Source organism: Geomonas terrae, assembly GCF_004791675.1.
Lineage (GTDB): Bacteria > Desulfobacterota > Desulfuromonadia > Geobacterales > Geobacteraceae > Geomonas > Geomonas edaphica.
Map to the genome: position 1 here is coordinate 217,825 of NZ_SRSC01000003.1, position 23,476 is coordinate 241,300.

23 protein-coding genes and 1 riboswitch are annotated in these 23,476 nt (G+C 61.9%); of the genes, 16 read left to right on the forward strand and 7 right to left on the reverse strand.

Annotated elements, in window-relative coordinates:
* Positions 1–34 precede the first annotated feature (34 nt).
* Entirely contained in the window at positions 35–865 is an 831-nt protein-coding gene (locus E4633_RS12745; RefSeq protein WP_246038100.1) for a M28 family peptidase, read from the forward strand.
* On the opposite strand, the gene E4633_RS12750 is transcribed toward E4633_RS12745, so the two are convergent.
* Entirely contained in the window at positions 834–1,766 is a 933-nt protein-coding gene (locus E4633_RS12750; RefSeq protein WP_135870649.1) for a CHAD domain-containing protein, read from the reverse strand. The genes E4633_RS12745 and E4633_RS12750 overlap by 32 nt on opposite strands.
* Positions 1,767–1,892: 126 nt before the next feature.
* Complete coding sequence (locus tag E4633_RS20605; protein WP_198419436.1) at positions 1,893–2,057, reverse strand: hypothetical protein; 165 nt, start codon at positions 2,055–2,057, stop codon at positions 1,893–1,895.
* Between the two features lie 177 nt (positions 2,058–2,234).
* Here E4633_RS20605 and E4633_RS12755 point away from each other — a divergent pair, with 177 nt between their 5' ends.
* Complete coding sequence (locus tag E4633_RS12755; protein WP_135870650.1) at positions 2,235–2,585, forward strand: hypothetical protein; 351 nt, start codon at positions 2,235–2,237, stop codon at positions 2,583–2,585.
* Between the two features lie 336 nt (positions 2,586–2,921).
* The gene (locus tag E4633_RS12760; RefSeq protein ID WP_135870651.1) at positions 2,922–3,215 is read left to right on the forward strand and encodes a hypothetical protein; all 294 of its coding nucleotides are present in this window, start codon (positions 2,922–2,924) and stop codon (positions 3,213–3,215) included.
* Between the two features lie 26 nt (positions 3,216–3,241).
* Here E4633_RS12760 and E4633_RS12765 read toward each other — a convergent pair whose 3' ends face one another.
* A complete protein-coding gene (locus tag E4633_RS12765; RefSeq protein ID WP_135870652.1) occupies positions 3,242–4,771 on the reverse strand; it encodes a sigma-54-dependent transcriptional regulator in 1,530 nt (509 codons plus the stop codon).
* Positions 4,772–5,441: 670 nt separating this feature from the next.
* On the opposite strand from E4633_RS12765, the gene E4633_RS12770 reads away from it, so the two are divergent.
* From E4633_RS12770 to E4633_RS12825, 12 genes are all read left to right on the forward strand, one after another.
* Positions 5,442–5,954 (forward strand): tetratricopeptide repeat protein, encoded by a 513-nt coding sequence (locus tag E4633_RS12770; RefSeq protein ID WP_135870653.1) that lies wholly within the window; start codon positions 5,442–5,444, stop codon positions 5,952–5,954.
* Between the two features lie 44 nt (positions 5,955–5,998).
* Positions 5,999–8,005, forward strand: a complete 2,007-nt coding sequence (locus E4633_RS12775; RefSeq protein ID WP_135870654.1) for a PAS domain-containing protein — start codon at positions 5,999–6,001, stop codon at positions 8,003–8,005.
* A 181-nt stretch (positions 8,006–8,186) separates the two neighbouring features.
* Positions 8,187–8,263: riboswitch (cyclic di-GMP riboswitch) on the forward strand.
* Between the two features lie 163 nt (positions 8,264–8,426).
* Positions 8,427–10,202 carry a putative bifunctional diguanylate cyclase/phosphodiesterase gene (locus tag E4633_RS12780; protein ID WP_135870655.1) on the forward strand — a complete coding sequence of 592 codons (1,776 nt, stop codon included), beginning with the start codon at positions 8,427–8,429 and terminating at the stop codon, positions 10,200–10,202.
* 26 nt (positions 10,203–10,228) lie between these two features.
* Positions 10,229–10,927 carry a hypothetical protein gene (locus E4633_RS12785; protein WP_135870656.1) on the forward strand — a complete coding sequence of 233 codons (699 nt, stop codon included), beginning with the start codon at positions 10,229–10,231 and terminating at the stop codon, positions 10,925–10,927.
* Complete coding sequence (locus E4633_RS12790; protein WP_135870657.1) at positions 10,908–11,495, forward strand: DNA-3-methyladenine glycosylase I; 588 nt, start codon at positions 10,908–10,910, stop codon at positions 11,493–11,495. The genes E4633_RS12785 and E4633_RS12790 overlap by 20 nt, the downstream gene beginning before the upstream one ends.
* Before the next feature lie 190 nt (positions 11,496–11,685).
* The gene (gene pyk / locus E4633_RS12795; RefSeq protein WP_135870658.1) at positions 11,686–13,119 is read left to right on the forward strand and encodes a pyruvate kinase; all 1,434 of its coding nucleotides are present in this window, start codon (positions 11,686–11,688) and stop codon (positions 13,117–13,119) included.
* A gap of 242 nt (positions 13,120–13,361) precedes the next feature.
* Complete coding sequence (gene galE / locus E4633_RS12800; protein ID WP_246038102.1) at positions 13,362–14,351, forward strand: UDP-glucose 4-epimerase GalE; 990 nt, start codon at positions 13,362–13,364, stop codon at positions 14,349–14,351.
* A 26-nt stretch (positions 14,352–14,377) separates the two neighbouring features.
* On the forward strand, positions 14,378–15,256 hold the full coding sequence (locus E4633_RS12805) for a YicC/YloC family endoribonuclease (protein WP_135870659.1): 879 nt from the start codon (positions 14,378–14,380) through the stop codon (positions 15,254–15,256).
* Positions 15,257–15,329: 73 nt separating this feature from the next.
* Positions 15,330–15,938 (forward strand): guanylate kinase, encoded by a 609-nt coding sequence (gene gmk / locus E4633_RS12810; RefSeq protein ID WP_135870660.1) that lies wholly within the window; start codon positions 15,330–15,332, stop codon positions 15,936–15,938.
* A 33-nt stretch (positions 15,939–15,971) separates the two neighbouring features.
* Positions 15,972–16,178 (forward strand): DNA-directed RNA polymerase subunit omega, encoded by a 207-nt coding sequence (rpoZ, locus tag E4633_RS12815; RefSeq protein ID WP_085813544.1) that lies wholly within the window; start codon positions 15,972–15,974, stop codon positions 16,176–16,178.
* Between the two features lie 120 nt (positions 16,179–16,298).
* A complete protein-coding gene (locus E4633_RS12820; protein ID WP_135870661.1) occupies positions 16,299–18,449 on the forward strand; it encodes a RelA/SpoT family protein in 2,151 nt (716 codons plus the stop codon).
* 29 nt (positions 18,450–18,478) lie between these two features.
* On the forward strand, positions 18,479–18,859 hold the full coding sequence (locus tag E4633_RS12825) for a RidA family protein (protein WP_135870662.1): 381 nt from the start codon (positions 18,479–18,481) through the stop codon (positions 18,857–18,859).
* Positions 18,860–18,930: 71 nt separating this feature from the next.
* Here the strand turns inward: E4633_RS12825 and rpmB are convergent, their stop codons facing one another.
* Positions 18,931–19,122 carry a 50S ribosomal protein L28 gene (rpmB, locus tag E4633_RS12830; protein ID WP_012531640.1) on the reverse strand — a complete coding sequence of 64 codons (192 nt, stop codon included), beginning with the start codon at positions 19,120–19,122 and terminating at the stop codon, positions 18,931–18,933.
* Positions 19,123–19,226: 104 nt separating this feature from the next.
* On the opposite strand from rpmB, the gene E4633_RS12835 reads away from it, so the two are divergent.
* Complete coding sequence (locus E4633_RS12835; RefSeq protein WP_135870663.1) at positions 19,227–19,823, forward strand: YdcF family protein; 597 nt, start codon at positions 19,227–19,229, stop codon at positions 19,821–19,823.
* A 150-nt stretch (positions 19,824–19,973) separates the two neighbouring features.
* Here E4633_RS12835 and metG read toward each other — a convergent pair whose 3' ends face one another.
* The 3 genes from metG to holB all read right to left on the reverse strand — a co-directional run bounded on the left by metG (position 19,974) and on the right by holB (position 23,476).
* The gene (metG, locus tag E4633_RS12840; protein ID WP_135870664.1) at positions 19,974–21,503 is read right to left on the reverse strand and encodes a methionine--tRNA ligase; all 1,530 of its coding nucleotides are present in this window, start codon (positions 21,501–21,503) and stop codon (positions 19,974–19,976) included.
* Positions 21,500–22,438, reverse strand: coding sequence for a PSP1 domain-containing protein (locus E4633_RS12845; RefSeq protein WP_135870665.1), 939 nt, complete (start codon positions 22,436–22,438; stop codon positions 21,500–21,502). The genes metG and E4633_RS12845 overlap by 4 nt, the downstream gene beginning before the upstream one ends.
* 75 nt (positions 22,439–22,513) lie before the next feature.
* Positions 22,514–23,476 carry a DNA polymerase III subunit delta' gene (gene holB, locus E4633_RS12850; RefSeq protein ID WP_135870666.1) on the reverse strand — a complete coding sequence of 321 codons (963 nt, stop codon included), beginning with the start codon at positions 23,474–23,476 and terminating at the stop codon, positions 22,514–22,516.

Here is a 23,476-nt window from a genome sequence, read left to right on the forward strand (position 1 = left end):
ACGCATCGCGCGCCACATCCGGAGTCTCGAGGGTGTGAGGCATCCTGCGGCTGCTCCCGCCGCCCTCGCCAAGGCACAGGCCTACATCGAGGAGAACCTGCGCTCGCTCGAGTACCACGTCGGGCTGCACCCCTTCACCGACGGCGGGAAAACCTTCCATAACGTCATCGCGACCCGCACCGGTCGCTCGCTTCCCTGCAAAAGGATCCTCGTCCTCGCGCACTACGACACGGTGGCGGGCTCTCCCGGGGCCGACGACAACGCAAGCGGTGTCGCCGTCATGCTGGAACTGGCCGCCATGCTCGGTGATCTCGTCCCGGAAAGGACCCTGCAGTTCGTGGGGGTGAACCTCGAGGAAAACGCGGAGACGGAGCTGTCGGGGAGCGGTCTGCGCGGCAGCACGGCCCTGGCCCGCCATGCGCGCGAAGAGGGGTGGGATGTCGAGGCGGTGGTGGTTCTGGAGTCGGTGGCCTTCGCCGGCGCGTCCGTGGTGCAAGAGGCCCCTGCCGGGGTACCGGTCGAGGTCCCCGCTGTCGGCGATTTCCTCGCCGTGATCGCCAACGAGCGGTCGCACGCCCTTGCCGCGCGCTTCGTGCAGGTGGCGGGGCGCGCCGCGCTGCCCGTGGTCCCCCTGGTGGTGCCCGGCAACGGCGAGATGCTGCCGGACACGAGAAGATCCGACCACGCACCCTTTTGGGACGCGGGCTTTCCCGCCATCATGCTCACCGACACCACCAATTTCCGCAATCCGCACTACCACGGGGCAGGCGACACCTTCGAGACGCTCAACCTGCCGTTTGCCGCTGCCGTCTGCCGGGCGGTCGCCGCGCTCCTCACCGAGCTTGCCGGTTCCCCCGGCCGGTAAGCCCCGCACCGACCCGCGCCGCCAGGGGTCCCAGCGGATGCTTCGCATCCAGCTTCAAAAAGGATGCGAAGAGGTCGCTGCGGCGTTTTTCTATCGTCTCCAGCAACTCCTCCCTGCCAGCCCCGTCGGCAACGCGCTCCCGGACCAGTCCTGCGAAAACATCGATATCATGCAGCTCTCCCAGCAGGTCCTGATAGCGCTTGAGGGTCCGCCTGGCTTCCTCCCCCTGGTCCGATAACAGCGGTGCCACGATCTCCAGGCGGTAGCGCAATTTCTTGACCGCTATCCGGAGACGGTGCTGCGCCGCGGCGTCCTTTCCCTCCAACGCTGCCGGCAGGAGGGCTTCAGCCTGTGCGCCGCGCTCGGCAAACGCCGCGGCGGCAAATGGCGGGAAGGGGTGAAACGGGTCCGCCTGCCGTCTCTTGAACGGGTTCGGGGGGCCGAACTTGAAATCCTTGCGCAGCGATGCGGCGTCGAAGCGCCTGAGGTCCTTTTCGAGCTGCAACCGGATCCGTCCCCCCTCCGCGATCAGCTCCTCCCTTAGCCGCCTTGCTTCCGGCGCTGCTTCCATCGGTGCCTGCGACTCAAGCTCGGTGAAGAAGAGGGCGGCCTCGTCGGCGTTGCGCAGTTCCCCAAGCAGCCGGGTCAGCCCTCTCACCCGGTGCGAGAGGCGCCGCAACCTGCCGCGCGGGAGGATGGGCGCGAAGAGGGCGAGACCCTCGCGCAGGCGCCGGGAGGCTACACGCAAATCGTGCACGTCTTCCGCGTCGAAGCCTTGTACGGTCTTCTTGAAGAGGCGGAAAAACTCGTCCTGCAGCGCGTCAAGCAGTTTGAGACCGGCAAGCCAGAGACGCGCCAAGTGAAGTTGCCGAGCGGAAATGGGTGTGCTTTTGACAGTCATAGCGATTACCTGGACTGGCAGTAGTATAACACCATCCTCTGATCAGGATAACCGCGCCGGTAACTGCATGCCCAAACGGTGGAAAGCTTTCCGCGACAGACAGGCAAATAAGAGCGTCGTGAAGCTCTACTGGACCTTGTTGATGGAGATGAGGAAATCCATGACTGCGAGGAGGTTGGTGAGCCTTCTGAAGAGTCTGTGCTTTTCCTGGGTGTCCCCCGTCGATTTAAACCTTGCCAGCAGCAGATGGTACTGTTCATAGGCCAGATCGAAGGCCTTCTTCTTTTTCAAGGTGTCGCTCCCCCCTTCTTGAGATAAAGATTAAATGTTTATAACAATCAGGGCGGCGGGTGTCAAGGGGGATGCCTGTGCACAGGGGTGTTTTGCAAAAACAGCCGGTGCGAATTGGTAATTTTTAATCATGTGCTATAGTGGGGCGGTTGTTCACCAAACGTCAGGAGGTTAGCCATGAAAAGAGCTCTTTCCATCATCGTCGGTGCCCTGGTTGCCGTTTCCTTCGCGGCAACGCTTTGGGCTGCGGACACCACCGGGACGGGTATGGACGGGAATGCGGGACCGGGAACCGGCATGTCTACCGGTAATCAAACCGACCAGGGAACTGCTGGTACGCATCAGACGAAGAAGACCAAGAAGAAGAAAAAGAAGAGGACGAAGAAATCCAGGAAGCAGACCCGGAGAACGACCGGCATGGACAACAAGCCCAACTACGGCAAGCCGGACCTGGGCGGCCCGAGCGGGAACATGGGGACCGGCGGGACCGGGCAGGGGACCGGGACCGACGGTACCACCGGACAGTAAGGCTCTTCGCAGCGCAGAGGCCGTCCCGAAAGGGCGGCCTTTTTCGTTGAGGGGCGGGGACGCACTAGGCGGAATCACCCGCAGGGGGGGCAATACGCCCACAAAATCTGCCCAGGTGCGTGGAGCGTAACGGGGCATGCATCCTGCGCGCCTCGTGCCCGGCCGGAAACCCGGGTGGCAGTTCTCGGTGAGCGCTATAAGGTCTTGATCTCGTTGGTTAAATTGCCGTACAGGGGAAGGGGGGCCGATAATTACAAAAAACGCGACTTCTGGTGCGACAATTGCTAGGAAATGCTCGTAATCATTGCGAGAAGGGCATCAGGCCAGGGAGGAGCGATGGAAAGGGTGCTGGGGACGGTGGGGCGAAACGAAGCAGAGATATACGAGCGGGAGAAAAGCGGCGCGCTTTTGACCTGCGTGGGGGTCTTGGCGGCGATCAATCTGGCGGTGCTTATGGTGGTGACGCAGCTCCCGATCACCTCGCCTGAGATCGAACGTCTAGTGCTCGGTGGGGAAAGCGTGCAGGTGCACATCCTGCGGGATCGCGCCGACGGCAAGCTACCCTTCCAAAGCTGTGCGGGGGGAGGCTCCGTCAACTGCCACAGAAACGAGAACCTCTCCGGCATCTAAACCGCACTATTTCCCGCCAACCCTCCTTAGACCCACCTGAGACCTTCTCCGGCGAGCGCCGAGCCGCCGTTGCCTCCCGATGCCATCGCCACACCGCCGTTGCCACCTTCGGCGCCTGCTTCCGTCCCCTCGACCTCGCCTTCCTTGCCTGAGTCGGAAAGCCCGAACTTCTTCATGCGGTAGCGCAGGGTATCCCTGCTGGTCTTCAGGAATTTGGCCGCCTTTGACTGGTTGCCGCCGGACTTCTTGAGCGCCAGCTGGATCAGCATCTTCTCGAGCTCCTCCAGCGAGATGCCGGTGGAGGGGAGCACGATATGCTCTCCTGCGAAGTCGGAACTGATCACGCCGCCTGCCTCGCTTTCCCCTACCGGGAGCCTGCACTGGCGGATCTCCGGGCTTAGGAACTCGGGCGTCAGCACCTTCCCCTGCTCGAGCATCATGAGCCTTTCGATGCAGTTGCGCAGCTCGCGCACGTTGCCCGGCCAGTCGTACCTGGTGAGATACTCGAGCGTCTCCGGCGACGCGTTGGTCACGCTCCTGCCGTATTCCTCGTTCAAGCTCTCGATGAAGTACTGCACGAGCGACTCGATGTCCTCTTTGCGTTCCCGAAGCTTCGGGAGACAGATGTTCATCACGTTCAGTCGGAAGAAGAGGTCGCCGCGGAATTTACCTTCCTTCACCATCTTCGGGAGATCCTGGTGCGTTGCCGTGATGATCCTAACGTTCGCCTCGACGTCCTCCTGCCCGCCGAGCCTTCTAAAGCGCTTGGTCTCGGTCGCCTTCAGGATCTTGGCCTGCATGGGATACGGCATGTCGCCGATCTCGTCCAGGAACACCGATCCCCCCTCGGCGAGCTCGAAAACCCCCTTCTGGCGCCGCGAGGCGTCGGTGTAGGCACCTTTCTCGTGTCCGAAGAGCTCGTTCTCAAGGAGGTTTTCCGGGATCGAGGCGCAGTTGACCTCGATGAAGGGGGCGTCCGCACGGGCGCTGTGGTAGTGGATCGCCTTTGCCACCAGCTCCTTCCCCGTGCCGCTCTCCCCGGTGATGAGCACCGTCTTGGCATCGGCGTCGGCGCAGATCTTGATCATCTTGAAGACCTCGATCATCTTGGGGCTGTTGCCGACCATCTTCTCCTGGTCCGACTTGCGGCGCAGTTCGTTTCTGAAGTAGTCCACTTCCTTCTTGAGGCGCCGCTTCTCAAAGGCGCGCTCCACGACATGCTTCACCGCTTCGAGGTTGAAGGGCTTGCCGAAGTAGTCCTCGGCGCCGTCCTGCAGCGCCTGCACCGCCGAATCCGCGTTGGCGTAGGCGGTGATCATGATGACGTAGAGGTCCTCGTTGGCGGCCTTGAAGCGCTTCAGCAGCTCGAGGCCGTTCACGTCGGGAAGGCAGATGTCCAGCATGACCAGCTCGGGCTTGAAAGTCTCGTATTTCTGGAGCGCTTCGCTGCCCGATGCCGCCGTGTCGACCTCGTAGCCGTCTTTTTTCAGGCTCGCCGCGAGCGACCATGAGATCAGCTTTTCGTCGTCAACAACCAGGATTCTGTTTTTACTCATGTTGAACGTTCCTTCCTCGACCTGCAACGGGTGGGTGATGCTCTGCGGCGGCTAATGTCCCAAGTATGGGAAAAGACTTAGGGAGTCGACGCCATTGGCGCTGCGAAAAACCGGGCCATACTACCATTCATGTTAAAATTTGTGTATAGGTTTTTTGATATAAATACGGTGCTCGTCACCTATTACGTCATTCGTTGGGGCATATCGCTACATTGACTTGGGGCAAATGACCCGCTTGGTGCGCCATCTGGCCCGCTTACGGTGCAGGCTGGGGGCTTTTACTTTTAATTTTGTCCCGTTGTGTTACAATTTCTTGCCCGTTGCGCTATTTCACGCAGTTTGTGCGGGTTTTTCAGTAGCCCGGCGCGCGAAAGCCAGTGGCGGCCCGGAGGCCTCACTTGTACATGCGGGTGAAAAGGTAACGGTTTTCAGCACCTTTAGCGCTCTGCCGCGTGTCGGCGGAGGAACGGCGGACCTTAATTAGCCCATTGCGGCAACCTCTTTCCTCATTGTACAGCACGATACGTGCCGACTTACCTCGCCCCGGCGCCCGGTGCCGCACTCGTCTCCGCCCCCCTTGAGATCCCCGGTGCGGCGAACGCCGCCTGAGCGGATGGCAAGTTATGTGCATATGTCGTGCATAGCATTGAAAAGGAGCGAGGTGGTTCTTATGAAAGTTATACGGGTATTTTGCTGGCTCTTCCTGTCGGTTTTGTTCGGGGCTGTTTACTGCCACGGCTTCGACGGCACCGACTTCAAAGGGATCAAGAAACTGGCGGAAAAGGGAGACGCCGAGGCGCAGATGAAGGTCGGGGTGATGCTTTCCGCCGGGGTAGGGGTCGAGCAGGACCTGCTCGAGGGGCTCAAGTGGTACCAGAAATCTGCGGACCAGGGGTACCCTGAGGGGGAGTGGAACCTCGCCTTCGTTTATATCCGCGGTGAAATAGTCCCGCAGGACTTCAAAAAGGCCTTCGGGCTTATGCAGAAGGCGGCCGACGCGGGGCTTGCCGACGCGCAGTACGACCTGGGCATGATGTACCTGCAGGGGCTCGCCCTGCCTGCCCCGGACCAGGGGAAAGCCGAGGTGTGGTTTCGGAGGGCGTCGACCCAGGGACACCGGGACGCCAAAAGGGTTTTGAAGGAACTTGCCGCGGTTTCGACCGCAGAGCAGCAAAAACAGTAGGAAGCCAGGGTCTCATTTCATTCAATCTGTTCCAGGAGCAGCAGATGTCCAGTACTCTCGAAGCACAAGACACCGAGCGCGCCGCAGCCGCGGCCTGCTTCGACTTCTCCCACATAGCCGGCGAACTCGAAGAGAGCCGCAGGCGCTTGAGCGCCGTCTTCGAAACGGTGCAGGTCGGCATCGTCATCATCGACGCGGAGACCCACACCATCGTCGACGCGAATCCCAAGGCGGTGGAACTGATCGGCATCGACAGGGAAAACATGGTCGGCGCCGTCTGTCACTGCTTCATCTGCCCCGAGAAGGTCGGCTCCTGCCCGATCACCGACCAGGGGCTGCGCATCGACAACGCCGAGCGGCGGCTTCTAAGGGGTAACGGCGAGACCATCACCATCGTGAAAACGGTGGCAAGGGTGAAACTGCACGGGCGGGACCACCTGGTCGAGAGCTTTCTCGACATCACCGACCGTAAAAAGGCCGAAGAGGAGTTGAGGGAGAGCGAGGAGCGCTACCGCGACATCCTGGACAACGCCAACGACCTCATCCAGAGCGTGGACGCCACCGGCAAGTTCATCTACGTGAACAGCGCCTGGAAACGCACCTTGGGCTACAGCGACGAAGAGCTCGCCTCGATGAACATCTTCGACGTGATCAAGCCGTGCTGCCAGAGCCACTGCGCTAACATGTTCGACCAGCTGAAAACCGGTCAGAAGATACCCCGGGTGGAGGTGGAGTTCCTCGCCAAGGACGGTCGCAGCATCATCCTGGAGGGGAGCATCAACTGCAACACGGAAAAGGGGCAGGCGATCAGCACGCGCGGCATCTTCCGTGACATCACCGAGCGCAAGCTGATGGAAGCGGAACTGATGCAGAGCGAGGATCGCTACCGGAAGCTCTTCGAGAACGCGCCGGAAGCGATCGTGGTGCAAAGCGAGGGGCGCTACTTGTGCGCCAACAAGGAGGCGTCCAACCTCTTTGGTCTGGAAAGCCCTGAGGAGCTGGCCGGCAAGTCGATCTTTACCTTCGTTCACCCCGACTTCCACGGTATGGTGCTCGAGCGCATCCAGCAGATCAAGGAGACCGGCGAGGCCTGCCCGCTGCGCGAGTCGAGGATCGTGCGCAAGGACGGCGCGATTATCGACGTAGAGGCGACCGCGACCGGGATCATGTTCCAGGGGCAGGAGGCGATCCAGGTGATGCTGCGCGACATCACCGAACGAAAGCAGGTAGAGGCCCAGCGCAGGGAGCTGAACGAACGGCTGGAAAAGATGGTCGAGGAGAAGACCCGGCACCTGAAGGAGGCCCAGGCCAAGCTGATCCAGTCGGAGAAGATGACCACGCTGGGCGAGGTGATCGCGGGCGCCGCTCACGAGCTTAATAACCCGCTGGCCGGGATCCTCGGGGCAATCCAGATGCTGCGCAGCAACGCACTCGCCCACCCCATCGACAGCGAACTGATGGAAGGGATCGACGTGCTCGAGAGCATCGAGAGCGCCGCCGTTCGCTGCCAAAAGATCGTCGAGGACCTGGTCCGCTTCACCACGCAGGTGCGCTGCAACTTCAGCGAAATGGACATCAACCAGGTGCTCAAGGACACCCTCGAAATCATGGACGGTCCCTTCAAGGAGCAGAAGATCGAGGTGAAGCTGCATCTCGACCCGGCCGTCCCCCCCATCGAGGGGGACTTCGTGAAGCTTCTGGAGGTCTACGTCAACCTGCTGCAAAACGCGAAGAGCGCGCTTCCAAACGGCGGCAGGATCGATATAAGCACAAGGCTTGTGACCAAGTACGGGGAGCAGCCCCAACTGGCCGTTGTGATCAAGGACAACGGCTGCGGCATCCCGCCGCAGAGCATGGGGAAGATCTTCGATCCCTTCTTCACCACGAAGCCCGCAGGGAAGGGGCCGGGGCTCGGCCTCACCGTGAGTTACGGCATCATCAAGCGCCACGGGGGGGACATCGACGTCCAGTCGACGGTCGGCAAGGGGACCGAAGTCACGGTGACCGTGCCGATGCGGCAGCAAATGCGGTCGTCCCAGATCATCGGCTAAGCCCCGCACGGGGATTTCCCGAGGACAACCTGCAAGATGAGCTTAATTTCATTTGACTTTTCCCTCTCCATCTGGTTAATAGTCTGACTCGATGGCAAGGCAAGCCGGCTACCTGGAGCGATCTCCGGGGCGGGTTCGAGCCGATCGCAAGCGCGCTATGCGGACAGCCGAAAAACTGGATAAACGATAATACTAAACCATCCGCGAGGATGGGACGGAAAGCCTATAGGGTCTCACCGAGACAGCCGGGTTGCCGAAATATCTAAGCTAAGATATCGGCAACCCGTTTTTTTTCGCCCGCTTTTAATGATCCCTCCCCAACCACCCCGGCGCCGAACCTGCGGACCGGAGGCGTTTTTTCCCTCCTTTACACACATCACATTTTTCGTGTCGGGGCGCTTGCCACGGCAGGAGCTTTCCCATGCATGATGCGGCCAACGCCGAAATGACCTGTTTTCCCCCGGCCCGCGAGCAGCACGGTACCGGTTCACCCCAGGACCAAGAGCGGCTTACGATGCTGAAGGAAGCGATCGACTCGCTCCCGATCGGGCTCGGGATCACCATCAGCGACACCGACGGCAGGATCGTCTACACGAACAACGTGGATGCGGAGATGCACGGGTACGCACCGGGAGAACTGGTCGGGAAGGAGGCGCGCATTTTCGCGCCGCGCCGCGACGACGTCGTGCCGCGCATCAGCCCCGGCAGCTTCTGCCTCTGGACCCGGGAGTGTCTGAACGTGCGCAAGGACGGCGTGGAATTCCCGGTGCAGCTCACCTCGCGTGCCATCAAGGACCAAAGCGGGCGCTGCCTTGGTGTCGTCACCGCCTGCGAGGACCTCACCGCCCGGAAGCTGTGCGAGCAGCAGTTGGAAACCCTCGCCTACTACGATCCCGTCACCCGGCTCCCGAACCGGTCGCTGCTCATGGACCGCCTGCACCAGGCGCTCGCCCTGGCCGAACGGGAGAACAGGGAGCTTGCCCTGCTCTTTCTCGACCTCGATAACTTCAAGGACCTGAACAGCTCGAAAGGGCACGAAAACGGCGACCGGTTTCTCCAGGAAGTGGCCGCACGTCTGGCCGGCTCCCTCGGCGAGTCGAACACGCTGGCCCGGCTAGGGGGCGACGAATTCGTCATCGTGATCAACTCCGGACCGGACGAGGTCGGTGTCGCGGCGATGGCCGCCAGGCTGCAGGATCTCTTCACGGCACCCTTCGTCATCGACGGCGAGGAACTCTACGGCAGCACGAGCATCGGCATCGCCCTTTATCCGGACGACGCGGTCGACGTCGAGAGCCTTTTGCGCTGCGCCGATGCCGCCCTTTACCAGGCCAAAAGCGAGGGGAAGGGGATGTTCCACTTCTTCTCCCAGGAGATGAACGAGCGTAACATGCGCCGTGCGGCCCTGGAAAACGGCATGCGCCAGGGGCTCGGACGGGGGGAGTTCTACCTGCACTTCCAGCCCCAGTGGGACCTGAAGAGCTTCCGCCTGACCGGGGCCGAGGCGCTTTTGCGCTGGCAGAGCCCCGAATTCGGCCTGGTCGGGCCGGACGAGTTCATCCCGATCGCCGAAACAAGCGGCCTCATCTTCGAGCTGGGGGAGCTGGTGCTGCATGAGGCCTGCCTCCATGCGGCGCGCTGGTGCCGTATCTGCCCGCAGATGAAGATCGCGGTCAACATCTCCGGCCGGCAGTTCCGCCAGCCGGATTTCCTGCAGACCGTCGAGCGCCACATCGAGGCGACCGGGGTTCCCCCAAACTCGCTGGAGCTCGAGTTGACCGAGAGCGTCATCATGGAGCGCGCCGAGAGAAACATCGACACCCTGCGGGCCCTGAAGAAGATGGGGGTGCGCCTGAGCATCGACGACTTCGGCACCGGCTATTCATCGCTTAGCTACCTGAAGCACTTCCCCATCGACGCCATCAAGATCGACCGTTCCTTCATCGCCGAGCTCACAAGCGACAGCGACGACGCCGCCATCGCGGTCGCCATCATCTCGATGGCGCGCAGCCTCAAACTCAAGGTGGTGGCCGAAGGGGTGGAAACGAGTGACCAGCTCCACTTCCTGGCCGGCAGGAAGTGCGACGAGGCGCAGGGGTTCTACTTCGCCACACCGATGCCGGCGGAAGAGTTCGAAAACTACATAAGGGAGTTCTGCGGGCGCAGTGAGACCGTTCGTCCCCCTGCGTCACACTGACACCCCAATCCAGAGGAGGTACATCCGTGTCGCTTAAGAGAAAAGCGCTCTTCGCGCTCATGCAGGTCGTTGCCTTGCCGCTTATGGTCCCCGAGATCCACGCATCCAACGTAGGGGTCGACGTCAACATCCACCTGGGTAACCAGCCCCGTCCCGTGGTCGTGGCGCCCCCTCCGCCGGCACCCCGCCCGGTGGTGGTCGCTCCGGCGCCTCCTGCTCCCTATTACGACGACGTCGAGGAGGACGTGGATTTCGTCTACCCGGAGCGGCTTGGCTTTTACGTCGCGGTCGGCGTTCCGTACGACCTCTTCTACCTGAACAACGTCTACTTCGTGTTCCGCGACGGTCGCTGGTATCGCTCTCCGGACAACAGGGGGGGATGGTATCCGGTGCGCTACCGCGAACTGCCGCCGTCCTTGCGTCGCTACCGCATCGAACGCATCCGCGAGTACCGTGCCCGCGAGTATGACGTCTACCGGCACGACCGCGAGCATTACCGCGGGCGGCACCGCAGCGACAAGGGGTACTGGAAGGGGGTGCGTCACGACGCGAAGGAGGAGAAGCGCTTCGCAAAAGAACAGCGCAAGGAAGATAAGCGCTTCGAGAAGGAGCAGCGCAAGGAGGATAAGCGCTTCGAAAAAGAGCAGCGCAAGGAGGAGAAGCGTTTCGACAAGGAGCAGCGCAGGGAGGACCGGGAATTTGACCGTGACCACCACGGGCGGTAGCGTGAACCGCTGCGGATGGGCGGGGAGCGATCCCCTCTACTGTTCCTACCACGACCTCGAATGGGGAGTGCCGGTGCACGACGACTGCCTCCTCTTCGAGTTCCTCACCCTGGAGGGGGCCCAGGCCGGGCTTTCCTGGATCACCATCCTCAGAAAGCGCGAGGCTTACCGGCGCGCCTTCGCGGGGTTCAACCCCGAGGCCGTGGCGCGCTTCGGGGCGGCCGACGAGGAGCGTCTCATGGCCGACGCCGGGATCGTGCGCAACCGGCTGAAGATCTCCTCCACGCTCGGCAACGCCCGCGCGTATCTCGCTGTGCAGGAGGAGTTCGGGAGCTTCGATGCGTACCTCTGGCGCTTCGTGGACGGCACTCCCGTGCAAAACGCCTGGCGCACCCTGGGCGAGGTGCCCGCGACGAGCGAGGTTTCGGACCGGTTGAGCCGCGACCTGAAAAGGCGCGGCTTTCGCTTCATCGGGAGCACCATCTGCTACGCCTTGATGCAGGCGGTAGGCATGGTCAACGACCACACCGTCGACTGCTTCCGGTGGCAGGAGCTGGGGCCGCGCTGACCGGCAGGACAATTCCCCCCCAAAAAAGCAGAGCCAGCTCAAAACCTTCCTTACCATTTGCACCCTCGCCCGATTTCGGGTAATTATGAAGGGTCGTTCCTCAAGCTTTTCACTTCCGCCATCTACGTCACGAGCCCTTCCGGATGCCCGCCCCGCGGCGGCCCTCCGGCGGGCTCCATGAGGAGAACCCATGTTTCGTCGCACCAAGATAGTAGCCACCGTCGGCCCCGCCAGCGACTCGAAGGAGATGCTGGAAACCCTGATCCATGCAGGGGTCGACGTTTTCCGCCTGAACTTCTCCCACGGCGATTACGCAACGAAGGTCCAGGTCATCGAAAACATCCGCGCCCTCTCCAAGGACCGCGAGCACGCCGTCGCCATCCTGGGGGACCTCCAAGGTCCGAAGATCCGCACTGGCCTCATGGCGGGTGCGGGCATGCCGCTTGACGCCGGAAGCGAGGTCGTGGTCACAACGAGAGAGGTGCTCGGCGAGGGGAACCTGATCCCGACCATCTACCGCGGGCTGCCGCACGACGTGAAGCCCGGGGATCGCATCCTTCTGGACGACGGCCTGATGGAGCTCAAGGTGCTCGGCGTGGAAGGGGATGACGTCCGCTGCCTGGTGATCACCGGCGGTCTCTTGAAGGACCGCAAGGGGATCAACCTCCCCGGCGCCAAGGTCTCGGCCCCGGCGCTCACCGAGAAGGACCGCGAGGACCTGCAGTTCTGCATGGAACAGCGGCTTGACTACGTGGCGCTCTCCTTCGTGCGCCAGGAGTCGGACGTTTTGCAGCTGCGCGAGATCATCGACGCCGCGGGCTCCCCTTTGCGCATCATCGCGAAGATCGAAAAGCCCGAGGCGGTGCTCAACTTCGCCGCCATCCTGCGCGCCTCCAACGGCGTCATGGTGGCCCGCGGCGACCTGGGCGTCGAGTTGAACCCGGAGAAGGTGCCCCTCATCCAAAAGCGCATCATCCGCAGCTGCAACGAGGCGGGGAAGCCGGTCATCACCGCGACCCAGATGCTCGAGAGCATGGTCAACAACCCGCGCCCGACCCGTGCCGAGACCTCTGACGTCGCCAACGCGATCCTCGACGGCACCGACGCCATCATGCTCTCCGCTGAAACCGCGTCCGGGAAATACCCGGTGGAGGCGGTATCCATGATGGTCCAGGTGGCGCGCGACATCGAGAACGACCCGCAGCTCATGGCACAGTGCTGCAAGGGGCCGGACGGCAAAAACGGCCTCCCCAACATCTCCGAGGTGATCGGCATGGCCGCCTGCCGTGCCGCGGAAAGCGTCAAGGCCGCCGCCATCCTCGCCTTCACCCAGACCGGGAGCACGGCGGCGCTGGTTTCGAAGTACCGTCCCGCCCAGCCCATCATCGCGGTGACCCCGTCCCAGGAGGTGCGCCGCCGTCTCGCCCTGTACGCCGGGGTGCACGCCCTGAGGGTCGACATCGAGGGGGACACGGAATCGCAGATCCTCTCGGTGGAGGCCGCGGTACTCGATACCGGCTGGCTCAAAAAAGGGGAACTCGTGGTCATAACCATGGGGAGTCCGCTCTCAAGCCCGGGCACCACCAATCTGATGAAGGTGCACCGCCTGCACGAGCCCGGGTAGGTTCCGGGCGATGATGGGTGAAGGGAAGTCACCCCGGCGACGTGCCGGCAAAGGCCCCTGCTTTACTTGATTTAACCTTGCACTGGTGAGGGGTCGGTGTTATAAATATTCGCGATTGCTCGCATGAGCATCTGCGTTGCGCCTGTGATGGCCGGCTTTATGTCTCGCCGTCGCGGCGTATCGAGGGTTTAGTCCAAATGGCTAGACCCTCTTTCATTATCTTTGTCATGGAGGTTTGCTCTGTGAGTGTCATTCTCGTTACCGGCGGAGCCGGTTACATAGGAAGCCACGTCGTGCGTCAGCTCTTCGAGGCCGGTCACGAGGTGGTGGTCTATGACAACCTCTCCACCGGTTCGGCGGACGCCCTGATCCACGGGGAGCGCCTGATCGTCGGTGACCTGGCCGACCAGGCGAAGATCCGCGAGGCGATCAGGGAGACCGGCTGCAAGTCGGTGCTGCACTTCGCCGCCGCCATCATCGCCCCCGAGTCGGTGCACCTGCCGCTCAAGTACTATTCAAACAACACGCGCAACACCCTGAACCTGTTGCAGGCCTGCGTCGAGCAGGGGGTGGAGCGTTTCATCTTCTCCAGTACCGCCGCGGTCTACGGCATGCCCGAGGGAGGGAGCGCCTCGGAGACGAGTGCCACCGCCCCGATCAACCCCTACGGCACCTCCAAGCTCATGAGCGAATGGATGCTGCGCGATGCGGCCTTCGCGCACGGCTTCTCGTACGTGGCGCTCCGGTACTTCAACGTCGCCGGGGCCGATCCGAAGGCGCGCATGGGGCAGCGCACCCCGGAGGCGACCCACCTCATCAAGGTGGCCTGCCAGGCGGGGCTTGGCGCGCGCGACGGCGTCTCCATCTTCGGCACCGACTACGCGACCCCCGACGGCACCGGCATCCGCGACTACATCCACATCGAGGATCTCGCCTCGGCGCACCTGGCCGCCCTCTCGTACCTCGAGAAGGGGGGGAGCTCGGACGTGATCAACGTGGGATACGGCGCGGGAAGCAGCGTGCGCGAGGTGATCAGGGTGGTCAAGGAGGTAAGCGGCGTCAACTTCAAGGTCGACGAGGCGCCGCGCCGCCCGGGCGACCCGGACAGCCTGGTCGCCGTGGCGGACAAGATCCGCAGCGTGCTCGGATGGACCCCCAAGTACGACGACCTGCACACCATCGTGGCGGACGCCTGGCGCTGGGAAAAGAAACTGTTCGAGTCCCGCCGATAAGACGGGGCGCGATAAAGGGAGATGGCATGATAAAGAGCATGACCGGATACGGCAAGGGGGAGGCGGTCCACGAGGCGGGGCGCTTCATCGTGGAGGTGCGCTGCGTGAACCACCGCTACGGCGAGGTGACCGTGAAGCTTCCCCGGGCGCTGATGCAGTTCGAAAACGAGATCAAGAAGCGGGTGGGCGAGAGGCTCGTGCGCGGCAAGATCGACGTCTTCATCCAGGTAGAGAACGCCGTGGCCCTTGGGGTTCCCACCCCGAACCTGCCGCTTGCGCGTGGGTACCTGAAGGCGTACCAGACCATCGGCGAGGCACTGGGCCTTTCCGGGCAGGTTGACCTCTCTCTCATCGCGGCCCAGCGCGACGTGGTCACCGTCGCCGCCGAGGCCGAGGCGACCCTCGAGGAGATCCCGCAGGAGCTGTTAGCCGCGGTGGACGACGCGCTGCGCCGGGTGGACGAGATGCGCCTTTTCGAGGGGGAGTCGCTTTTCGGCGACTTCAAGAAGCGCCGCGAGACCCTGGACCGGCTGATCGGGCAGGTGGGGGAGCGTGCCCCGCTCGTGGTATCGGAGTACGCTCAGCGCCTGAAGGAGAGGATCGCGCAGCTTTTGGGCGAGGGGAGCCTCCCCGAGGAGCGCATCGCGCAGGAGGTTGCCGTCATGGCCGACAAGTGCGACGTCACCGAGGAGCTCGTGCGCCTTGGCAGCCACATGCGCCAGTTCGACGAGACCCTCGCGCAGAGCGAGCCGGTGGGTAGAAAGCTCGACTTCCTGCTCCAGGAGATCAACCGCGAGGTGAACACGATCGGCTCGAAGGCGAACGACGCCCAGATGGCCGCGTGCGTGGTGGAGTTGAAGGCGGAGCTCGAGAAGATCCGTGAACAGGTGCAAAACATAGAGTAAGGCAGACTTTACAGGTGCGTGGGTCCGCCGTCACGGTGTGTAGCGGAATCCGACATTGAGAACGGGTGAAACGATGAAACGTGAAGGCGTGCTGTACGTGATTTCGGCTCCTTCGGGGGCGGGTAAGACCTCGCTCTGCAAGGAAATAATTGACATATTCCCCAACTTGCGGCATTCTGTCAGCTACACGACGCGCCCTCCCCGAAACGGCGAGGTGCACGGGCGTGATTATTTTTTTGTGGGCAAGGAAGAGTTCGACCGGATGGTGCAGGAGGGGGAGTTTGCCGAGTGGGCCGAGGTCCACGGCAATTTCTACGGCACGTCGCTCGCCACCCTCAAGGAATCCCGCTCCGAGGGGATCGACCTGATCCTCGACATCGACTGCCAGGGTGCGCGGCAGCTCAAGGGGCGTTTCGAAAGCGGGGTCTACATCTTCATACTCCCGCCCAGCATCGAGGAGCTCAGGCGCCGCCTGGACAATCGCTCCTCCGACTCTCCGGAAGTCATCGAGCGCCGTATAAACAACGCCGCTGGTGAGATCAAGGAAGCGCGCTGGTACGACTACATCATCGTCAACGACAAGTTCACCGAGGCCCTGGAACAGCTTAAAAGCGTGCTGGTAGCCGAACAGTGCCGCACCACCCGTCTTCTGCAGGGACTTTCCAGGCTCTTCTCGATCTAGAAGCTACGTAAAATCACAAAGGGGATTTCATTTATGGCAAGGGTTACCGTAGAAGATTGCCTTGAGAAGGTGGACAACCGCTTCCTCCTGGTCATGCTCGCCTCCAAGAGAGTGAAGCAGCTTTTCAAAGGCGCGAAGCCGCTCATCGACAACAGGGGCGCCAACAAGAACGTGGTCGTCTCCCTGAGGGAAATCGCCGCCGGCAAGATCGGCTGTGAGATCGGCAAGAAGGGTCGTTAGTAGATCGGAGGGGGAGTCGCGCGAAGCGGTCCCCCTTTTTTGAACCTGCAGGGGCTATCGGCTCACGGGGAATGTGGCCCCGGGCTGTTAGCCCCTTCTTTTTCAGTTAAAACGGACGCGATGATACGACTGAACGACATACTCGATAAGGTTTCCGCCTACAACCCGGGTGCGAACCTGGACCTTTTGCGCAAGGCCTATGTCTTCTGCGCCAAGGTGCACCAGGGGCAGACGCGCCTCTCCGGTGAGCCGTACCTGATCCACCCGATGGAGGTGGCGGGGATCCTGGCCGACCTGAGGCTCGACCTTGCCGCCGTGGTGACCGGCCTTCTGCACGATACCGTCGAGGACACCCTGACCACCCACGAGGAGCTGGAATCGCTCTTCGGCGAGGAGGTGGCACGGCTCGTCGACGGGGTGACGAAGATCGGCAAGATCCACTTCAAGACCAAGGAAGAGAGCCAGGCGGAGAACTTCCGCAAGATGCTCCTTGCCATGGCCAACGACATCCGGGTCATCCTGGTGAAGCTCGCCGACCGCCTGCACAACATGCGCACCCTGCAGTACCAGCCCGAACCGAAGCAGCGCACCATCGCGCGGGAGACGCTGGACATCTACGCCCCGATCGCGAACCGGCTCGGCATCTCCTGGGTGAAGGGGGAACTCGAGGATCTCTCGTTCCGATACCTGGAGCCGCAGCTTTACTACGATCTCGCCTCCAAGGTCGCCAAGAAGAAGCAGGAGCGCGAGTCCTACGTCTCCACGGTGAAGGAGATCATCAAGAAGCAGCTCGAGGAGCACGGCATCAAGGGGGACGTCTCCGGGCGCTCCAAGCACCTCTACTCCATCTACCGCAAGATGCAGAGCAGGAACGTCGACATCGACGAGATCTACGACCTGATCGCGATCCGCGTCTCGGTGGACGACATCCGCGAGTGCTACGAGGTGCTCGGCATCATCCATTCCACCTGGAAACCGATCCCCGGCCGCTTCAAGGACTACATCGCGATGCCCAAGGGGAACATGTACCAGTCGCTGCACACGACGGTGATCGGCCCCTACGGCGAGCGGATGGAGGTGCAGATCCGCACCGCCGACATGCACCGGGTCGCCGAGAGCGGCATCGCGGCGCACTGGAAGTACAAGGAAGGGAAGGGGTACGACGAGAAGGAGGTCCGTCACTTCACCTGGATCCGGCAGCTACTTGAGTGGCAGCAGGAACTCGCCGATTCCAAGGAGTTCATGGACACGGTGAAGGTCGAGCTCTTCCCGGAGGACGTCTTCATCTTCACGCCCAAGGGTGACGTGAAAGGGTTCCCGAAGGGGTCGACGCCGATCGACTTCGCATACTCGGTGCACACCGACGTGGGGCATCGCTGCGTCGGCGCCAAGGTGAACGGCAAGCTCGTGCCGCTAAAGTACGAACTGAAGACCGGCGACATCGTCGAGGTGATCACCTCCCCGCACCACACCCCGAGCAAGGACTGGCTGAAGATCGTCAAGAGCTCGAGGGCGCGCAACAAGATCCGGGCGTGGGTGAAGACCGAGGAGCGCTTAAGGAGCATCACGCTCGGGCGCGAGATCTGTGAGAAGGACTTCCGCCGCTACTCCCTGAACCTCGGCAAGCTGCAAAAAAACGGCGAGTTGAAGAAGGTCGCACAGGAGTTCGGCTTCCAGACCGAGGACGACCTGATGGCCTCGGTCGGCTACGGCAAGCTCTCCGCGAACCAGCTGCTCGGCAAACTCCTCCCCGCCGACAAGATCGAGGCGGCCAAGGAGCAGAAGGAAACCCGCATCGGCAAGGTGATCGGTGCCTTGAAGGGGAAATCCTCCTCCGCCATCCAGATCAACGGCGTCGAGGACGTCCTGGTGCGTTTCGGCAAGTGCTGCAACCCGCTTCCCGGCGACGAGATAACCGGCTTCATCACCCGCGGGCGCGGCGTAACCGTGCACACCGCGGACTGCCCCTTCGCCATGGCCCTCGAGCCCGAGCGGCGCATCGAGGTCGCGTGGAACAAGGGCAAGAAGAGCGCGCTGCCGGTGAAGATCCGCGTTGTGTGCAACGACGAGAAGGGGATCCTCGCCAACATCGCGACCGCAATCACCAACTGCGAGGCGAACATCTCGAGCGCCTCGATCCAGAGCACCCTCGACAAGCGCGGGGAAAACCTCTTCGAGGTCGACGTGACCGACCTCGATCACCTGAAAAAGGTGTTCGCCGCCATCATGAAGGTGAAAGGGGTCATCAAGGTGGAGCGGCTTAAGAGTTAGCAGTAAAAGAAACGGTGAAGGAGGAAGGCATGAAGGAAATTATCAGCACGGAAAATGCGCCCAAGGCGATCGGGCCTTACTCCCAGGGTGTGAAGGCGGGGGGCTTTCTCTTTCTCTCCGGCGCGATCGCGCTCGACCCGGCGACCGGCGAGGTCGTGCAGGGTGGCATCGTGGCCGAGACTGAGCAGGTGATGAAGAACATCGGGGCGCTTTTGTCGGCCGCTGGGCTCGGTTTTCAGGACGTCGTGAAGACCACCATCTACCTGGCCAGCATGGCGGATTTCGCCACGGTGAACGGCATCTACGGCGGCTATTTCCAGGAAGCAGCGCCGGCCCGCAGCACCGTGGAGGTGAAGGGGCTGCCGCGTGGCGTCCTGGTGGAGATCGAAGTCACCGCGCTTTGCCGCTAACGGGATGCGGACAAAAATAAAGCCGCTGGCGCATGATGCGCCGCGGCTTTAGGGACTGTGCGGAAGATCTTCTAGAGAGCCTTGGTGACGTGACCGGAGCGGATGCAGCGGGTGCAGACCTTGATGCTCCTGACGGTACCGTTTTTCACGGCCTTGATCTTCTGCAGGTTCGGGCGCCAAATTTTGCTGGTCTTGTTGTTGGCGTGGCTAACGTTGTTCCCGAAGCTAGGGCCTTTACCGCAAATCTCGCATATTCTGGACATTCTTTGTACCCTCCGGTGATTACTGAAGTCGTAACTATTAACAGAATCGCGCCGCCGATGCAAGCAAAAAGTTGGCGGCTTGTCGTTTTTTCGGGTGCTAAATCATGGCTTTATTGAAGGGGATAGTCTCCCTCATAGTGTTGATACTGATCGTTTTGAGTGTGTTGTTCGTGGACTTCGTGTACAAGACCTTCTCCCTTGCGCCGCGTGATGTGAAGGCGGACGCCATCGTGGTCCTGACCGGCGGGCGCGGCCGCGTCGAGGAAGGGGTGCGGCTGTACCGGGCGGGGCAGGGGAAGAAACTCTTTCTGATCGGCGTCGACCCGTCGGTCAAGAAGCGGGAGCTGTACAAGGGGGAAGGGGCCGGGAACGTCTACCTGGAGCAGTCCTCACGCAACACCCTAGAGAACGCCATCTACGCGCGCGACCTCATCATGAAGTACGAGGTGAAGTCGATAAAGCTGATCACCTCGCGCTACCACATGAAGCGCTCCACGATCCTTTTTCGGAACGCGCTTCCAAAGGACGTCGCGATCTACCCGCACCCGGTTGATTCGAGCAACCTAAAGGAAGAGTGGTGGAGCCACTCCGGGAGTTTCAAGCTCCTTTTCTCCGAGTTCTACAAGTACTGCATCCTCCGTTTCTTCTTCATGTTCGCTCCCGGCGAGCTGCGACCCAGTCAATTGAAAATCTACAATTGACGATTGACGGTTGTAAGCCGTAAGGCAGTGAGTGGGACGGCAGAAGAGAAGGCGACAATGAAAAAGGCGCTTCACGCGAAATGTGTGAAGCGCCTTTTTCTTTCTGTTTTGAGTTGTCAATTGTCAACTGCCCATTGTCAACTGTCTCTCCTACTCCGCCTTTTCCTCGATCCTCGGGAAGAGTGCCTCTGCTTTGGCGATGGCGGTGCCGGGTTTCAGCCCGCCCCAGGCAAGCCCCTCGGCTGTCGCCTCGTCCGAGCCGACGAGGCAGGAAAGCCCCTTCTGCGCCGTCTTCGGCATGAACGCGGAGAGAAGCGTGTACACGATCCTCTGGCTCTCGAGCATGTAGTACATGACCGTGGAGAGACGCTCGCGCTTTTCCGGGTCCTTTGCTAGGGTCCACGGGGCGGTCTCGTCGATGTACTTGTTGCCGGCGGAGATCACTTCCCAGATCGCCTGCAGCGCGCGGCTGAAGGCGAGCTCGTCGATGAAGCCGTCCACCTGCCCGATCATCGCCACGGTCTTCTCGCGGTACGCCTTGTCCAGCTCGCTCTCCTCGCCCGGGGTCTGCAAAACGCCGCCGAAATACTTGCCGAGCATCGCGGTGGAGCGGTTCAAGAGGTTCCCGAGGTCGTTGGCGAGGTCGGAGTTGATGCGGTGGATGAGCGCCTGGTGCGAGAAGTCGCCGTCGAGACCGAAGGGAACCTCGCGCAGCAGGAAGTAGCGCACCGCGTCCACGCCGTACTTGTCGATCAGCATGTTCGGCTCGACCACGTTCTGCAGGCTCTTGCTCATCTTCTGCCCCTCGACGGTCCACCAGCCGTGGGCGAAGACCTTACTCGGGATCGGGAGGCCGGCGGCCATCAGGAAGGTGGGCCAGTAGACGGTGTGGAACCTCAGGATGTCCTTGCCGATCAGGTGCACGTCGCAGGGCCAGTACTTCTCGAAGTCGCCCCCTTCCTCGGGGTAGCCGAGTGCGGTGATGTAGTTCGTGAGCGCGTCGAACCAGACGTAGACCACGTGCTTGTCGTTGCCCGGGACCGGGATGCCCCACTGGAAGGTGGTGCGGGAGACCGAGAGGTCGCGAAGCCCCTCCTTCACGAAGGAGATGATCTCGTTTCTGCGGCTCTTGGGCTGGATGAAATCCGGGTTCGCCTCGATGTGGGCGAGCAGCTGGTCCTGGTACTTGCTCATCCTAAAGAAGTAGGACTCCTCCTTCAGCTTTTCGGTGGGACGGTTGCAGTCCGGGCACTTGTAGTCGATGAGTTGGGTCTCGGTCCAGAAGGTCTCGCACGGGGTGCAGTACCAGTCCTCGTACTCGCCGAGGTAGATGTCGCCTTTCTCCATGACCCGCTCGAAGAGGACGGACACCCCTTTCTTGTGGCGCTCCTGCGTCGTGCGGATGAAGTCGGTGTTGGAGATCTCCAGCTTCTCCCACAGCGACTGGAAGCGCTTCATGACGCGGTCGGCGAGCTCGAGCGGAGTCTCGCCCGCGGCGTTGGCGGCCTTCTCGACCTTCTGGCCGTGCTCGTCGGTGCCGGTCAGAAAGAAGACGTCAAACCCCTTGAGCCGCTTGTAGCGAGCCAGCACGTCCGCGGCCAAGGTGGTGTAAGCGTGCCCTATATGCGGGACGTCATTTACGTAGTAGATGGGGGTGGTGACGTAAAAAGCCGGTTTCATTGTGGTTTCTCCTTTTTTCTTTCCTTGACGTCGACGGGCCGATTGCGGCGCTGCTTGCCGGGCCCCTGGGCCTTGCCCTTGTCGCCCCCCTGCTGCTCACCTTTTTGCTGCGGTGGTTTCTTCACGCGGTCGCTCACGTTCTCCGGCGCGATCTCCTCCCCCTTTAGGATGACCAGCGAGTCGTCCGTGGTCTTAAGCGTTACCGTCTGGTCCAGTACGTTGACCTTCACCACCTCGCCGTCGACGCAGCCGCACTGCACGCGCTTGCCGCACTTCGGGAGTCCCTTTCTCAGGTTGCAGTAGGTCTCGAACTCGTAGGAGAGGCAGCACAAGAGCCTGCCGCACTGCCCTGAGATCTTGCTCGGGTTGAGGGCCAGGTTCTGCTCTTTTGCCATCTTCACCGATACCGGCTCGAACTCCCTGAGGTACGAGGAGCAGCAGAGCTCGCGGCCGCAGATGCCGATGCCGCCGACCATCTTCGATTCGTCCCTGACGCCGATCTGGCGCATCTCGATTCTCGTGTGGAAGGCGTGGGCCAGGTCCTTCACCAGTTCGCGGAAGTCGACGCGGCCGTCGGCGGTGAAGTAGAAGATCGCCTTGGAGCCGTCGAAGAGGTACTCGACCCGGACGAGCTTCATGTCCATGCCACGTTCCTTGATGCGGGAGAGGCAGAACTTGTGCGCCTCCTTCTCCTTCGCCGTGTTGGCGGCGAGGGTCGCGAGGTCGGCGAGGTCGGCCAGGCGCTGTAACGGCTTGATCCCCTCCGGGACGAGCGAGTCCTCCACGTCGATGGGGCCGGCGACGACCTGGCCTATGCTTTTACCACGTTCGGTCTCCACGATGACGCGGTCACCCGGCTTGACGGTGGTCTTGCCGGCGCTGAAGTCGTAGAGCTTTCCAGCGGTGGTGAATTGAATCCTTACGATCTGTGCCAAAAATGCCTCCAAAGAGAAAACAGGTCTGATCAACCTGTGGTTTGTGTCGGTGCTGCAGGGAAGCGCGAGGCGGCTTTACCGCTCCGCCAGGCGCATGAAGAAGACCTCGAGGGCGAGCCTCGCGTTCACGTTGCGAACGAGCATCCGGCGCGTGGCGACCAGCTGCTCGATCAGGTCGATGATGCGCTGCTGCGGGCTGCGCTCCGCCTCACGGGCCACCAGGTGCGCGAGGTCCGAATTGGCAAGCGCCTCCGGGGTGGAGCGGTAGATGAGCACGTCACGCAGAAAAGAGAGGAGCAGCTCGAGAAAACCCGGGAGCCCCTCCTTGTCGGCGGCGAACTCCTCCGCCGCGGCAAAAAGCGCGTTCACGTCTTTCAAGTTCAGCGCAAGCACCCGCTCCAGGAAGTTCACCCGTCCCTCGAGCACGCCGTCGGTAGCGACTTCCACAGCACGCTTCAGGCTGCCGCCGGAAAGTGAGGCGGCGACGCGGGCGGCTTCGGCCGGGAACTGCTCGCGCAAAAGCCGCGCCTCGACCATTTCGGCCGGCAACGGCTGGAAGTCGAGCGTCTGGCAGCGGGAGAGTATCGTCTGCAGGACCGCGGAGCGCTCGGCGGTGATGAGGATCATCAGCGCGTTGCCCGGCGGCTCCTCCAGGGTCTTCAAAAGGGCGTTCCCCGAAGAGAGGTTCAGCTTCTCGGCCCCGTCGATGATGCACGCCTTCTTGGGCGCTTCGAAGGGGCGGTAGGCGAGTTCCTTTTGCAGCTCGCGGATCTGGTCGATCTTTATGAAGGCGCCGTCCGGCTCCAGGATATGGAGGTCAGGGTGCTGGCCGTTCGCGATCTTCCTGCAGGAGGGGCAGACGCCGCAGGCGTCCTCCTTGCCGCAGAAGACGGCCTGCACCATGGCAAGGGCCGTCCTTTTCTTGCCGCATCCCTCGATGCCGGAGAAGAGGTAGGCGTGCGCCACCCGATCCAGTGCGATGGAGCGTTTCAGCACCGAGATGGCCCGGTCCTGCCCTATGATCTCGGAAAAGGGCAT

Bases quoted from the DNA above. Each gene is read 5' to 3' on its own strand.
- E4633_RS12805 (WP_135870659.1), top strand. From the start codon at position 14,378: ATGATAAAGAGCATGACCGGATACGGCAAGGGGGAGGCGGTCCACGAG.
- E4633_RS12770 (WP_135870653.1), top strand. From the start codon at position 5,442: ATGAAAGTTATACGGGTATTTTGCTGGCTCTTCCTGTCGGTTTTGTTC.
- metG (WP_135870664.1), bottom strand. From the start codon at position 21,503: ATGAAACCGGCTTTTTACGTCACCACCCCCATCTACTACGTAAATGAC.
- gmk (WP_135870660.1), top strand. From the start codon at position 15,330: ATGAAACGTGAAGGCGTGCTGTACGTGATTTCGGCTCCTTCGGGGGCG.
- pyk (WP_135870658.1), top strand. From the start codon at position 11,686: ATGTTTCGTCGCACCAAGATAGTAGCCACCGTCGGCCCCGCCAGCGAC.
- E4633_RS12825 (WP_135870662.1), top strand. From the start codon at position 18,479: ATGAAGGAAATTATCAGCACGGAAAATGCGCCCAAGGCGATCGGGCCT.
- rpoZ (WP_085813544.1), top strand. From the start codon at position 15,972: ATGGCAAGGGTTACCGTAGAAGATTGCCTTGAGAAGGTGGACAACCGC.
- E4633_RS12820 (WP_135870661.1), top strand. From the start codon at position 16,299: ATGATACGACTGAACGACATACTCGATAAGGTTTCCGCCTACAACCCG.
- E4633_RS12760 (WP_135870651.1), top strand. From the start codon at position 2,922: ATGGAAAGGGTGCTGGGGACGGTGGGGCGAAACGAAGCAGAGATATAC.
- E4633_RS12755 (WP_135870650.1), top strand. From the start codon at position 2,235: ATGAAAAGAGCTCTTTCCATCATCGTCGGTGCCCTGGTTGCCGTTTCC.
- E4633_RS12780 (WP_135870655.1), top strand. From the start codon at position 8,427: ATGCATGATGCGGCCAACGCCGAAATGACCTGTTTTCCCCCGGCCCGC.
- E4633_RS12765 (WP_135870652.1), bottom strand. From the start codon at position 4,771: ATGAGTAAAAACAGAATCCTGGTTGTTGACGACGAAAAGCTGATCTCA.
- E4633_RS12750 (WP_135870649.1), bottom strand. From the start codon at position 1,766: ATGACTGTCAAAAGCACACCCATTTCCGCTCGGCAACTTCACTTGGCG.
- E4633_RS12835 (WP_135870663.1), top strand. From the start codon at position 19,227: ATGGCTTTATTGAAGGGGATAGTCTCCCTCATAGTGTTGATACTGATC.
- holB (WP_135870666.1), bottom strand. From the start codon at position 23,476: ATGCCCTTTTCCGAGATCATAGGGCAGGACCGGGCCATCTCGGTGCTG.
- E4633_RS12775 (WP_135870654.1), top strand. From the start codon at position 5,999: ATGTCCAGTACTCTCGAAGCACAAGACACCGAGCGCGCCGCAGCCGCG.
- rpmB (WP_012531640.1), bottom strand. From the start codon at position 19,122: ATGTCCAGAATATGCGAGATTTGCGGTAAAGGCCCTAGCTTCGGGAAC.